We start from the raw sequence: 13316 nt of genomic DNA, 5'->3' as shown, positions 1-13316 counted from the left end.
GAAAACGCATACAATTAAACATAAAAAACTTCCGTTGTGTAACGGAAGTTTTTATATACTTTTTCAAAACGATAGTAAAATCTCTTGAAATTCTTCAATCATTCCAGCCTGAGTTAATTTCTCTATCGCACTTTGACTAGACATAATATCATATAAAAAATCATAAAGCTTTTGTAAATCTTCATTATTATTGCGCTTTACACTAAATAAAATAATAACTTGTACTTTCTTATCTCCCCAGTCAACCGCTTTATTAAGTGTACAAAACATCAAAAATGTTTTCTCACTTAATAACTGCATCGGATGTGGAATTGCAACTAAATTCCCAACGGCTGTAGGAGATGTATTTTCTCTTTCCATAACAGAATCATAAAAGTTTTCTGGTACATAGTTTTTCTCAGCAGCTTTCTCACATAAAAACTGAATAACCTCTTCCTTCGTAGAAGCGCTATGATTTAAAAAGATTAAATCTTCCTTTATATACTGCTGCACACTAATATTCACATGCGTAAACAACTGCTGACCTATTGACTTAATCTCTTTATCATCAAATATTGAGTTCACTTTTATAACAGGCACAGGCAAACCACTCGGTATATGAATCGTACTAATAATACAATCTATTTTATCTTTATAAATGTCTTCTACTTTCAATTGATAATAACCTGTAATACCTACAATCTCTAATTTATCTCGGAACTGTGATAAAATTTTATATTTCAATAGCTGAGCGCTTCCTTGACCAGTCGCACAAACTAGTAAACATCTTTTCTTTTGATTCTGTTCCTGTAAACGACTCATCGCTCCGCCGAAGTGAATCGCAATATAACCAATTTCACTTTCCGGAATCGATTCTCCCGTATATTCACCAATTATATCTCCTACAAGAACTGCAATTTCAAAAGCATACGGATAATTCTTTTTCACTTCTGCCAATAGAGGATTTCTCGTATTTAACTTATACTTCAAACGGTTTAATAACGTTTTTAAATGAACACCAAATCCAAATAATAATTCTTCATCATAATAAAAAATAAGATTCCGTTCTTCCGCTACTTTAAAAAGAATATGTTGCATAAATGCATATAGATCTTTCCCTAATAGCTCTTCCACATTTTCATAACGATCTTTCGCTGTAACAGCAGTACTTAATAAATGCATCGTCACATATAAAACTTCTTCTTCTGGAAATGAAAGATGCAACTCTTTCTCTAAATCCCCTACAATCTGTTTCGCAATTGTATATTCTTTCTTTATGATAAGTTCTGATTGCTCCGCATTCAGTCCTTTCATATAATGTTGATCTTCACAACGCCTTAATGCAATTGCAATATGAATGACTAAATTATCAATTTCAATATCTGATAAATATATCGTACCTCCCTCGATATACTTTAAGATAACCGAACGGATAAATGGGATATGAGGTAACGATAAATATGTATCCCTCTGCTCAAATTGCTCATGAAACGGAGTATGATCATAGCGCGGTAAAGCATATTGTGATAAACAAGAACGAATATGAAACTCCTCTCCCACAATACGTATACCATAATACGGTCTCTTTTCAATTTGTAATTGATAGCGACCACATATATCTGTCACATCTTTCATAATTAAATTTACAGTCGATTTACTCACATAAATCTCCTCTGCTAACTGTGAAAGCTTCACATACCCCTCTGACGTTACAATACGTTGCAGGATATACGCTATCCTTTCTTCATAAGAAGTTGGGATCTTTTCTGTCTGTTTTTGAAATAAACTCACGCAAAACTCTTCAAACTTCTTCTTTTGTATAATTTCTAATTCGTATCCAGTTCCTCTTTGCGATTCAATTTTCGCCCCGTTTTCTTCCAATATATCATTTAATAATTTTATATCCTTTTGAATCGTCTTCGTTGATACATGTAAACGGCTCGCTAAAAAAGCTCGATTTAACATCGATTTCTCTTCTAAAAACTCCTCTAAAATAGAAATTAATCGCTGATGCACTTTTGTCATAGCTCTTCCTCTCACAATTTATATATAAAAAGGAAAAAGCTGCTGAAGTCAGTAGTTTTTTCCTTTTTCATTTTATCTATTTCTTTAATGTAAATCCGAATTTATCCCATGCTTGTAAATAATCTAATAAGAAAATTTCTTCTTCCACAATTCGGCCAACTACATTTGTTTTTCCTGTGTTCACCATATCTTTTAACGCAATTTGCAATTCACCTTTATATTGACCATACTGTTCATTATCAATTAAAAGATCACCGCGTTTAATTTCGCGTGTATTATGCGGTTTGAACTCTTCTTTCTTATATTTCACACGACTTTGTGTCGAGCGAATCATATATTCAGATACATCTCCACGGTAAAAATGAGGCTCGTCTAATACGATAATTTTTTCTAGTTCTGTTGTTGTATCATATAATCCTATATCAAATGTTTGTTTCTCTTTATTTAATGCACCTAGTGCTTGTAATTCTTTTTCTGATGCATACGCGTTCGCAATAATGACATCATCAATTAATTCTGTCGCAAATAAATGCTTCGTCTGTGTTGTCATCGGTAATTCACGATGCTGCTCTAACGTACATAACCCTTCTGTTACTGGCCAAGGTCCGTACGTTGCATCAAATGATGAAATAAAAGCAGCCGTTCTCATACCGTAGTCTTTAAATTGTTTCGAGCATTTAATGAAATGATCGTATGATAATCCTGAATAACGATGCGGATAAAAATTATGGCAACCAATTAAATTTTCACGATTTGGTCTATGGCTCATAATGTTATCTACATATTTCGTGCCGTTACTCATATTAATTTCAATTTTTAAGCCGTATGGATTGTAAGTCATAATCGATTCTTCTAAACCAGAGAATCCGACATCTAGACGAATACCGTACGCTCCTAGCTCATGGAAGAAAGATAAATCATTATATGAAATACCTAATTGTGTAAAAACAGACGGACTAATATCAACTAATACTTGGAACCCTAATGCATTTGCATGAGAGATTGTTTCTTTAAACTCTTCTATAATTTTCTCTTTTTCTCCATCTACAGACAATAAGCATGTGAATACACGTGTAAATCCGTATTTACTTGCTAATGTTAAATATTCCTTATCTTTCTCTACTGTTGAATGTTCTGGATAAATAGAAATACCTAATCGTCTCATATGTACACGCCTCTTTCTTCATTGTTTTGTAAACCTTTTCAAATATATGTAGTGAAAAAGTATATATCCCCTTCTCATTCACTACTTTTTGAATCCGCTTTCTTTAAAGAAAAAACAATTTCTATCATTCATAACAACTACAAGTCTATACATCTATACTTTACAACTTTTTTTCATAGTTGTGTAGCTTTTACACAAATTTGTCAGTTTTTCCACCTCGAAAATTGTTATACGTTTTCAAGGCACCTTCCTTGACTGTTACATTGACCAATACATATACTCGAAAGAAAAGAGAAAATTTTATATAGGGGATGAATATATGGGAGAAGCAATACTCGTAAAACGAGAATCGTTATGGACGAAAGAGTTTGTCGCTTTAATTTTTGCAAACTTATGTATGTTTTTAGGGTTTCAAATGTTAATTCCTACTTTACCTGTTTATGTGAAAGAAATTGGCGGCACAAGTTCTAATATCGGGTTTGTTGTAGGCATGTTTACCGTGGCGGCACTTTTTGTTCGACCACTAACTGGAAACGCCTTGCAAAAATTCAATAAAAAAATCATTTTAATGATCGGTACTGCTATTTGTTTACTCGCTATGGGTAGTTATCTTTTCGCTTCAACCGTCTTCCTATTGCTTGCCGTGCGAATTTTACACGGAGCTGGCTTTGGTATTACAACGACTACATATGGAACTGTCGTTTCAGATTTAATTCCGCAAGCTCGCCGCGGCGAAGGCATGGGATATTTCGGCCTTTCTGGAACGATTGCAATGGCGCTCGGTCCACTTATCGGGCTTTGGCTTATGCAAACATATAACTTCACGATTCTTTTTTTATGTGCACTTTCATGTACAATTGTTTCATTAATATTAACGAAACTACTTCAAATCAAAAAATCGCCGCAACCACCACAGCAAACATCTGGTACTTTTCTCGATGGATTTATTGAACGCAAAGCTTTACTTCCTTCATTATTAATATTATGTATTACATTAATGTACGGCGGAATCGGGAGCTTTATTACATTATTTGCTACGGAAGTCGGAATTGCTGATATAAGCCTCTTCTTCTTATTTAATGCACTTGCAATCGCTGTCACTCGTCCGTTTTCTGGAAAGTTATACGATGCGAAAGGTCATGCATTCGTTATTATTCCAGGGGTTATCATTACATTTACAGGTATTATTTTATTGTCGTATACAACTACCATTCCGAATTTAATTATTGCAGCAGCATGCTACGGAAGTGGTTTTGGAGCGATTCAACCTGCACTACAAGCATGGATGATCGACCGAGTAGCACCGCACCGACGAGGAGTCGCAACAGCTACATTCTTCTCAGCATTTGACCTCGGCATTGGCGCTGGCGCAATTATATTTGGATTCATTGCACATTTTACAAACTACGCAACTGTATATCGTTATTCCTCTCTACTACTTATTGCTTTCCTATTCATTTACATTACAAGTATAAGAAAGCAAAAGCATGGAGATAAAAACAGAGAAAAAGCTGCTGGATAATTCAGTAGCTTTTTTTATGCACAAAAACGGTATGAGTAACGAGAAATAAATTAATACAATCATTTTCCTACATATTTTCTTAACTTTCATCAAAAAATATACGATGAACTCGCAGACGCTTTCCTTCATATTCAACTAAACAATACTATTCTAAAAAGTGTGATTTCTTCACAAAAAACACTTTTTATATAGGGATAAAACCAATTAAATCCAGCTGTTTCTTTAAAGATTTGTAAACTTTTTATCCCTTTGTAAATTTAGTGTAAATTTTACTAGTAAACCGTTTACAGTACCTTGAGGTTTAGTTAATAATTACATCGTACATGAAATTTAAGGAGTGGAATGCGTGGAATACAATATTCAAGATATGATCTTCCAGTTCATTGGTGGATTAGGTATTTTCTTATTCGGAATTAAATACATGGGCGATGGACTGCAACAAGCAGCTGGAGATCGTCTTCGCGATATTCTAGATCGTTTTACAACAAACCCACTTATGGGTGTACTAGCAGGTATGCTAGTTACTGTATTAATTCAATCAAGTTCAGGAACAACAGCTTTAACAGTCGGACTTGTAAGTGCCGGATTTATGACATTAAGACAAGCAATCGGTGTTATTATGGGTGCGAACATCGGTACGACAGTTACTGCATTTATTATCGGAATTAAGATCGGAGAATACGCTCTCCCAATTATGGCAGTTGGAGCTATCTTATTATTCTTCTTTAAAAATAAAAAAGTACATTCTTTCGGACAAGTTATATTCGGTTTTGGTATGTTATTCTTCGGTTTAGAATTAATGAGCACAGGTATGAAACCTCTTCGCTCTTTAGAATCATTCCAAGAATTAATGGTTAGCATGAGTGACAATCCAATTTTAGGTATTGTGGTCGGTACAGTTTTCACTTTAATTGTACAAAGTTCAAGCGCAACAATCGGTATTTTACAAGAACTATTCGGTCAAGGCGCAATCGATTTAAAAGCTTCGCTTCCTGTATTGTTCGGTGATAACATCGGTACGACAATTACAGCTGTATTAGCTGCAATCGGTACTTCAATTGCCGCAAGACGTGCCGCATTAGTTCACGTTATCTTTAATATCGTCGGTACAATTATCTTTACGATTTTATTAGTACCATTTACAAGCTTAATTCAATATTTCCAAACGTCCTTAAACTTAAATCCAGAAATGACAATTGCATTTGCACACGGAACGTTTAACGTAACGAATACAATCATTCAGTTCCCATTCATTGCAGTATTAGCCTGGATTGTAACAAAAATCATTCGTGGTGAAGATTCATCTATTAACTTCAAACCGCAACATTTAAATCCAATCTTTATTGAACAATCTCCAGCCATTGCTTTAACAGAAGCTCAAAAAGAAATTATCCGTATGGCTGAGTTTTCATTAGATGGACTAAAAGAAGCAAACCAATTTTTAAACACACAAGATAAAAAACATGCTGACATGGCCACTCAATTAGAAGGAGCTATTAACAATTTAGATAAAAAAATTACCGAGTATTTAGTTTTACTATCAGAAAAACCACTTTCACCTACAGATTCTGAAAAACATTCCGTTTTAGCAGGTGTTGTTGGGGATATTGAACGTGTCGGTGATCATGTAGAAAACCTTGTAGAACTTGTAGATTTCCAAATTTCAAACCGTGTTTCACTATCAGACGAAGCACTAGCTGAATTAAATGAAATGCTTGAGTTAACAATTTCAACATTACAAGATGCAATCAATGCTTTAACAAACTTCGACACTGAACTAGCTCAAACGGTTATTGCAAAAGAACGTAAAATCGACCAAATGGAACGTGTTCTTCGTAAACGTCACGTATTACGTCTGAACGAACGTAGCTGTTCAGGTGATGCAAGTATCATCTACGTTGATATGGTAAGTAACTTAGAGCGTATCGGTGATCACGCTGTAAATATCGCTGATGGTGTTTTAGGTGAACAAGGTAAAATCAATTTAAAACAATCATTATAATAGGAAAGAGACGCTCAAGTCAGCGTCTCTTTTTTTCATTTCATATTTACAACAGTTCTTCCTTTTAACTTTCCTTGCAATATAAGTGTAAACTTCTCATCTAACTCTTCCAATGTACATTCTTCTGTATAAGATAGTAACTCATTATTTTCCCATTCACTTGCTAAGAGCGTCCACACATCTCTTCTCACATCCACTGGGCATTGCACAGAATCTATTCCTAAAAGACTTATGCCTCGCAAAATGAACGGATATACCGTTGTTTGTAATTCCTGCCCTGCCACATTACCGCATGTCGTTACACAACCACCATACTTTACCGTTTTTAAAGCGGTTTCTAGCATATGTCCACCTACAGTATCGATAACCCCGGCGTATATCCCTTTTAACATTGGTCTTCCTGATTCATCATTCAACTCCGTGCGATGAATCACTTGTTTCGCTCCTAGACGTAGTAGCATCTCTTCCTCTTCCATTTTCCCTGTCGCTCCTACTACGTTAAATCCTAGCTTACTTAAAATACTAACAGCTACACTCCCTACGCCGCCTGTGGCACCCGTTACTAAAACATCTCCCATACTAGGTGTTATGCCTGCTCCAATAAGCTTATATACTGATAAAGCAGCTGTAAAACCTGCTGTCCCGTACATCATACTTTCCTTTAATGACATGCCCTCTGGTAAAGGGATGATCCAAGATGCTGGCACGCGAATATATTCTCCGAAACCACCAGAAGTATTCATACCTAAATCATAACCCGTTACAATGACTTGATCGCCTACCTTAATGGTTGCATCTTCACTACTCACAACTTCTCCTGCAGCATCAATTCCTGGCGTATGAGGATATGTCCTCGTAACCCCTTTATTACCCGTGGCTGAAAGCGCATCTTTATAATTTAATGAAGAATAATGAACCTGTATTAATACGTCCCCCTCAGGTAAACTACTTACTTCTCTCTCTACAACGTTTCTTACAAACTGCTTGCTTTCTGTTTCGTTCACCACGATTGCTCGGAATGATATATGATTCATTATGCTCTCTCCTTTATCCATAAATTTCTTCTTTATTATATAGAAGAAATAAGTAAACCTACTCATTCCTTCTTGGCTATATTTCAACAAATCTTACTTCTCTATTACTTTCTCACAATACATATTTTCATTTCTACTAAAACAACTTATACTTATTCTACATCTTAAAAATAAAATATAGAAAATCTAACTTTTTATAAATAAATTGAATTTTTACGAAATGTAAATGATTTGTAATGTTTTTTTTCGCTAAATTTCATTATAATAAGTGGATATGAGTGTCGTATTTCAATCCAAATGAAGGAGTACAGTAAATGGAGCAAAACCCATCTCTACAAGAAAATACACGCAGTAAGCCGAAAAAAAGTAAGAAAAAAACAAAAATTATTATAAGCGTTATTCTATTCTTTTTAATAATAGGTGGCGGTTATACTTGGTTTTTAGTAAATAAAGCATCTTCTGCTGTTCGAAATGCCGCACACGATTTAGCACGCGGTGATAAATCTGATTTACGTGATAAAGCTGTAAAACCTATCGCAAATAATGTCTCTGTCTTAGTTATGGGTGTTGATGAAAGCGATGTCCGCGGGAAAGAATATGGTGAAGCTATAAGAACGGATGCACTATTACTTGCAACGTTTAATAAAGATAGCAAAACTGTAAAACTATTAAGCATTCCACGAGATACATATACTTATATTCCAGTGGAAAAGAAAAAAGATAAAATTACACACGCTCATGCATACGGTTCTACTAAAAACGGAAAAGATGGTGGACCACAAGCAAGTATTGATGCAGTTGAAAAATTAATGAATGTTCCTGTTGATTACTTTGTAAAGTTTAACTTCAAATCATTTATGAAAATTGTCGACGATTTAGGTGGTATTGAAGTCGATGTACCAGTTGAATTTACTGAACAAGATAGTAATGATACTGCTGATGCGATTCACCTGAAGAAAGGTGTTCAAAAGCTAAATAGTGAAGAAGCTCTTGCCCTTGCTAGAACGCGCCACATCGATAGTGATGCAATGCGTGGACAACGCCAACAGCTCGTTATTGAAGCTATTTTAAAGAAACTAACAAGCGTTGGATCTGTAACAAAAGTTGGTAACATCATTGATGATATTAACGGCCAATTCGTTACGAACTTAACATTCGATGATATGCTTTCATTCTATAAGTACGGATCGGATTCGGAAATTGAGAAATTACAAATTCAAGGTGAAGACTGCTATATGGAAAAAGGTGACGATACATGTAGCAAATCTGCTGGTGGCGGCCGAACATATTACTACAATCCAGATAAAAAAGAATTAGCAACTGTTACAAACGAACTTCGTACTCACCTTGGATTACCTGCATATACAAAAACAGACTCTGATTCAAAGAAAACAAGCACAGAGAAAACAAAAGAATCTAAGTCGGAAAATTCAAGTGAACGTGAATCAAGTAACAATGAATCTAAAAATAAGAATAAAAATAGCAGTGAAGATACAGAAACATCATCTAACGACAATGAATAAAAAAGAAGCAGTTCTCTATGGAGGTAGAGTGCTGCTTCTTTTTATTTCTTCGGAATCAAAAATCAGAACTTTCTAACTATCTTTTTTAATATTTTTAAATTATAATAAATAGTAGCAATCTATTCCAATTATCAGGGGGCTCATACATATGAAAGCTGCAGTAAAACATAACATCTCAGATTTTAAAGACTACTTAAAATCCAACGATATATACATGGAAGAAAATATAGATGAAAATGACGGTTCTGTTCATTTTTCGGTAGGATTAGAGACCGAAGCCGGCGCAAAAATTCAACTTATCGCTGCATTCCAAAACGAACATCCTACTGTGGATATATACTGCTTCAATGTTGCTCACGTACCTGATGCAACATCAACAAATGATATTTTGCATGTCATCAATGAATTAAACACATCTTACCGATTTGCAAAATTCACATTAAACAAGCAAAATGCAATTGATATTTCAGCATCACTTGCATTCTCAGAACCAAATTTCAATCCAGCACTTGTCTTTGAACATACGAGAATGCTATATAAATTAGCAAATGACGAATATAAAAACTTAATGAAAGTTATTTGGGCATAAATAAAAGGATGGGCTGCAAGCAGCGCCATCCTTTTATTTCGATAACATATCAATCCACATCTTAACAGCAGTGCCTACAATCAAAATCGATAACATATATTGCAATGCTTTTTGATTGATCCTCTTCCCAACTCGTGCTCCAAGCGGCGCAGCAAAGATACTTGCAATCGCAATAATAAGAGCTGGAATTACAACTACTTGCCCAGTTATCACTTTTCCAGTCGTAATCCCTATTGAGGAAATAAACGTAATAGCGATAGATGTTGCTATTGTTGTACGTATCGGCAATTTTAAAATAACTAGCATAATAGGAACTAATAAGAAAGAACCTCCAGCACCTATAATGCCTGATGCGCCTCCTACAATAAACGCTAACAAGCTTGCTAACCATTTATTATATGTCACTTCACCACTATTATTTCGTTTCGGTACGAACATCATAATAGCAGCTATTGTTGCTAGCGCTGCATAAACAACATTGACCGTATGTTCCGTTAATACGTTAGCACCAAAACTCCCTATGAAACTTCCTATTAATATACTAGCTCCCATATACACAACTAGCGTTTTATCCATATCATTACTTTTCCGATAGGCCCATGCCCCTGCAAAAGTTGCAAAGAATACTTGAACCGCTGTAATACCACTTACTTCATGTGACGTATAATTAGTAAATCCTATCAATACCGGAATGTATAGGATCATTGGATAATTAATAATCGCACCGCCAATTCCAACCATTCCTGATATAAACGATCCTATAAATCCAATTATAAAAAGTAATACGACTAAGCTCATCTTACATCCCCTCCCTTCTAAAAAGAAGGTGAATTAAATAAATAAGTTTACATTCCCATCCGAAGCATCTGCTAAATAAGCTCCTACTCCTGCAAACTCTACCCCTTCCATAATCTCTTCCTCTTTTAACCCTAATAAATCTACTGTCATTTGACAAGCTACAAGTTTAATCCCCTGTTCTTTCGCCAAATCGATTAAATCTGGTAAAGGCATAGCATTATGTTTTTTCATAATACCTTTAATCATCTTTGGTCCCATACCCGCAAAATTCATTTTCGATAATCCCATCTTGTCTGCACCACGCGGCATCATTTTTCCAAATACTTTTTCTATGAAATTTTTCTTCACCTTCACATGCTCATCTTTCCTTAAAGCATTTAATCCCCAAAAAGTATGAAAAATAGTTACCTCTTGATCATACGCCGCTGCACCATTTGCAATAATATAAGCAGCCATCGCTTTATCATAATCTCCGCTAAATAAAACGATTGTTGTTTTCTTCTGTTGTTCCATGTTGTTCTCCCTCCGATTACCTATAGGGGTATTTTGTCATTTGTAAAAAGGCTCAAATCATTTATATCTGTACTATACGATTTTACCTTCCCACGCTAACATACCACCTACCATATTGATTGCTTGAAAACCGTAGCTCTCTAAAAACTGAACTGCTCGTGCACTTCTTCCGCCAGAACGACAAACGATAATATATTCTTTGTTTTTATCCAACTCATGCATTCGAAACTCTAATAGTCCTAGTGGAATGTTACTTGCTTCTGGAATTTTCCCCTCGGCTACTTCTTCTACTTCACGTACGTCTACGATATTTACTGCTTCTTTACGTAACAATTTTTCTTCTAATTCTTTTACTGTCATTACTTTCATTTTTAATTCCCTCCTCACAAACCATTCATACCACCTGAAACATTGATAACGTGCTGAAACCCTAATTTCTTTAATACCTTTGCTGCTTGCTTACTCCTCATCCCGCTCTGACAAATAACGATTACTTCCTTATTTTTATCTAATTAATTTGCTTTACTAGCTAACTCATTTAATGGGATATTCTGAAACCCTTTCATATGATTTCCTCTATATTCACCTACTGTACGAACATCGATAAATTGCTTCCCTTTTTTTCCCGCTATACTCTTTAATTCTTTTCCACTTATATTTTGAACACCTTTTACCGGTAAAAAACGTGAAATAACAAATCCTGCAGCCAGTACAATGAAGAGCGTACTTAATATTGTATTCATATAACCAACCTCTCTACATTTATGAAACTACTACGCCTTCTTAATCCAAAACTTCAGCACATCAGCTTCTTCTACATGCTTTACGATGTCATGACCACCTTTATTTGCCCACGCTGGAATATCCTTAACTGACCCTTTATCCGTTACATGTACCTCTAACACTTCCCCAGTTTGTAAAGTATCCATCGCTTTCTTCGTTCTTACAATCGGCATCGGACATGCTAAACCTGTCGCATCTAATACTTGTTTTACATCCATCATCTATTCCTCCATTTTTTATTTATTTTATTATTCATGAACTGCACAACGATTTGGACCAATTTCCATTTCACGCTCTTCATCTACACTCGGATGAATCTTCCCCATATTCGTTTGACGAATTTCTTCGTAAGCATTCGGCTGAGGTGGTAAATTCTCCGTTACAACTTTACGAAACTCTCCCTCATCCTCAATATTTAGTCCTGCATTATACGCAAATAAATCTTTTAACTTTGCGCTCACAACACCATTCTCATCCATTTCACTTATTTTTGAATAATGAGCTGGTAACACAATTAAACTTTGAGATAGCTCTTTATATCGGCTATATAAAGTATTACGTAAATCACTTACCCAATCTTCAGCCTTTCCAGCAAGATCTGGACGCCCAATTGAATCTACAAATAAAATATCGCCTGATAATAAATAGAAATCATCTACAATAAATGATGTACTTCCAATCGTATGCCCGGGTGAGTATAATGCATCAATTTCAATTTTAGTACCCCCCACCGTAATGACGGATCCTTCAACGAGCGGTTTATATGAGAAAACAACTTCCTCTGCATCTTTTGGCGGTAACCAATACGTGCCACCTACTTTTTCAGCTAACTTACGTCCGCCAGAAATGTGGTCTGCATGTAAATGTGTATCCATTACATTCGTAATCGTAACGCCATGCTCTTTCGCAAACTCTTCATATGCTTCAACTGTTCTTACTGCATCAATAACTGCTGCTTCACCATTTGAAACGACCATATAAGATAAACAGCCTTTTCCAAGGCGGTTAAATTGATATATACTCCCGCCATTTTTTAAATCTCCAACTTTTATAGGCTTTACATATTCACTCCATGCCTTCATACCACCAGCTAAATAATAAATATTTTCTAATCCAGCCTCTGTTAATTGCTCTGCCACAAATATAGAAGACCCTTCTTTTGCACACACTACTAAAACATCTTTATCTTTAGGTAATTCACTTACAATATGATCTACACCATCTAACAAATCAAAATACGGTTTATTTATAGAAGAAACTTGTTTCCCTTCAATTTTCCAATCTTCATAATCCGTCTCATTTCGAACATCTAAAATAAACAACTCTCCGAATAAAACTTTCTCTGCAACATCTTTTGCTTGTAACGATTTAACGTTCATCTTC

12 protein-coding genes and 1 pseudogene are annotated in these 13316 nt (G+C 35.2%); 4 read left to right on the top strand and 9 right to left on the bottom strand.

What is annotated here, in order from left to right; translation table 11 throughout:
* Nucleotides 1-63 precede the first annotated feature (63 nt).
* Together QCI41_RS22315 and QCI41_RS22310 are read right to left on the bottom strand one after the other, a co-directional pair.
* The gene (locus QCI41_RS22315) at nucleotides 64-2004 is read right to left on the bottom strand and encodes a BglG family transcription antiterminator (protein WP_353836660.1); all 1941 of its coding nucleotides are present in this window, start codon (nucleotides 2002-2004) and stop codon (nucleotides 64-66) included.
* 76 nt (nucleotides 2005-2080) lie between these two features.
* Entirely contained in the window at nucleotides 2081-3169 is a 1089-nt protein-coding gene (locus QCI41_RS22310) for a DUF871 domain-containing protein (protein ID WP_353836661.1), read from the bottom strand.
* Nucleotides 3170-3488: 319 nt separating this feature from the next.
* Here QCI41_RS22310 and QCI41_RS22305 point away from each other — a divergent pair, with 319 nt between their 5' ends.
* Entirely contained in the window at nucleotides 3489-4691 is a 1203-nt protein-coding gene (locus tag QCI41_RS22305; protein WP_046957276.1) for an MFS transporter, read from the top strand.
* A gap of 346 nt (nucleotides 4692-5037) precedes the next feature.
* Nucleotides 5038-6693, top strand: coding sequence for a Na/Pi cotransporter family protein (locus tag QCI41_RS22300; protein ID WP_353836662.1), 1656 nt, complete (start codon nucleotides 5038-5040; stop codon nucleotides 6691-6693).
* Nucleotides 6694-6728: 35 nt separating this feature from the next.
* On the opposite strand, the gene QCI41_RS22295 is transcribed toward QCI41_RS22300, so the two are convergent.
* Nucleotides 6729-7727: a YhdH/YhfP family quinone oxidoreductase gene (locus QCI41_RS22295; RefSeq protein ID WP_353836663.1), complete on the bottom strand. Its 999-nt coding sequence runs from the start codon at nucleotides 7725-7727 to the stop codon at nucleotides 6729-6731.
* Between the two features lie 314 nt (nucleotides 7728-8041).
* On the opposite strand from QCI41_RS22295, the gene QCI41_RS22290 reads away from it, so the two are divergent.
* On the top strand, nucleotides 8042-9250 hold the full coding sequence (locus tag QCI41_RS22290) for an LCP family protein (protein WP_353836664.1): 1209 nt from the start codon (nucleotides 8042-8044) through the stop codon (nucleotides 9248-9250).
* Nucleotides 9251-9398: 148 nt separating this feature from the next.
* Nucleotides 9399-9839 (top strand): hypothetical protein, encoded by a 441-nt coding sequence (locus QCI41_RS22285; RefSeq protein ID WP_000642361.1) that lies wholly within the window; start codon nucleotides 9399-9401, stop codon nucleotides 9837-9839.
* Nucleotides 9840-9872: 33 nt separating this feature from the next.
* Here QCI41_RS22285 and QCI41_RS22280 read toward each other — a convergent pair whose 3' ends face one another.
* From QCI41_RS22280 to QCI41_RS22255, 6 genes and pseudogenes are all read right to left on the bottom strand, one after another.
* Nucleotides 9873-10637 carry a sulfite exporter TauE/SafE family protein gene (locus tag QCI41_RS22280; protein WP_353836665.1) on the bottom strand — a complete coding sequence of 255 codons (765 nt, stop codon included), beginning with the start codon at nucleotides 10635-10637 and terminating at the stop codon, nucleotides 9873-9875.
* 33 nt (nucleotides 10638-10670) lie between these two features.
* On the bottom strand, nucleotides 10671-11150 hold the full coding sequence (locus tag QCI41_RS22275; RefSeq protein WP_353836666.1) for a DsrE/DsrF/DrsH-like family protein: 480 nt from the start codon (nucleotides 11148-11150) through the stop codon (nucleotides 10671-10673).
* Nucleotides 11151-11222: 72 nt separating this feature from the next.
* The gene (locus tag QCI41_RS22270) at nucleotides 11223-11519 is read right to left on the bottom strand and encodes a rhodanese-like domain-containing protein (RefSeq protein ID WP_353836667.1); all 297 of its coding nucleotides are present in this window, start codon (nucleotides 11517-11519) and stop codon (nucleotides 11223-11225) included.
* A gap of 14 nt (nucleotides 11520-11533) precedes the next feature.
* Nucleotides 11534-11893 (bottom strand): annotated as a pseudogene (locus tag QCI41_RS22265) (rhodanese-like domain-containing protein).
* Nucleotides 11894-11923: 30 nt separating this feature from the next.
* Nucleotides 11924-12154 (bottom strand): sulfurtransferase TusA family protein, encoded by a 231-nt coding sequence (locus QCI41_RS22260; RefSeq protein ID WP_046960279.1) that lies wholly within the window; start codon nucleotides 12152-12154, stop codon nucleotides 11924-11926.
* 27 nt (nucleotides 12155-12181) lie between these two features.
* Nucleotides 12182-13312 carry an MBL fold metallo-hydrolase gene (locus QCI41_RS22255; protein ID WP_353836668.1) on the bottom strand — a complete coding sequence of 377 codons (1131 nt, stop codon included), beginning with the start codon at nucleotides 13310-13312 and terminating at the stop codon, nucleotides 12182-12184.
* Nucleotides 13313-13316: the final 4 nt, after the last annotated feature.

The sequence above is a fragment of the Bacillus cereus group sp. MG4 genome (assembly GCF_040460055.1).
Taxonomy (GTDB): domain Bacteria; phylum Bacillota; class Bacilli; order Bacillales; family Bacillaceae_G; genus Bacillus_A; species Bacillus_A wiedmannii.
The sequence above is the reverse complement of the archived record's forward strand: the minus strand, read 5'-3'. Positions and strand labels throughout refer to the sequence as shown.

Excerpts from the sequence above, each read along its gene's own strand:
- QCI41_RS22315 (WP_353836660.1), bottom strand. The coding sequence starts at position 2,004 with ATGACAAAAGTGCATCAGCGATTAATTTCTATTTTAGAGGAGTTTTTA.
- QCI41_RS22310 (WP_353836661.1), bottom strand. The coding sequence starts at position 3,169 with ATGAGACGATTAGGTATTTCTATTTATCCAGAACATTCAACAGTAGAG.
- QCI41_RS22305 (WP_046957276.1), top strand. The coding sequence starts at position 3,489 with ATGGGAGAAGCAATACTCGTAAAACGAGAATCGTTATGGACGAAAGAG.
- QCI41_RS22295 (WP_353836663.1), bottom strand. The coding sequence starts at position 7,727 with ATGAATCATATATCATTCCGAGCAATCGTGGTGAACGAAACAGAAAGC.
- QCI41_RS22290 (WP_353836664.1), top strand. The coding sequence starts at position 8,042 with ATGGAGCAAAACCCATCTCTACAAGAAAATACACGCAGTAAGCCGAAA.
- QCI41_RS22285 (WP_000642361.1), top strand. The coding sequence starts at position 9,399 with ATGAAAGCTGCAGTAAAACATAACATCTCAGATTTTAAAGACTACTTA.
- QCI41_RS22280 (WP_353836665.1), bottom strand. The coding sequence starts at position 10,637 with ATGAGCTTAGTCGTATTACTTTTTATAATTGGATTTATAGGATCGTTT.
- QCI41_RS22275 (WP_353836666.1), bottom strand. The coding sequence starts at position 11,150 with ATGGAACAACAGAAGAAAACAACAATCGTTTTATTTAGCGGAGATTAT.
- QCI41_RS22270 (WP_353836667.1), bottom strand. The coding sequence starts at position 11,519 with ATGAAAGTAATGACAGTAAAAGAATTAGAAGAAAAATTGTTACGTAAA.
- QCI41_RS22260 (WP_046960279.1), bottom strand. The coding sequence starts at position 12,154 with ATGATGGATGTAAAACAAGTATTAGATGCGACAGGTTTAGCATGTCCG.
- QCI41_RS22255 (WP_353836668.1), bottom strand. The coding sequence starts at position 13,312 with ATGAACGTTAAATCGTTACAAGCAAAAGATGTTGCAGAGAAAGTTTTA.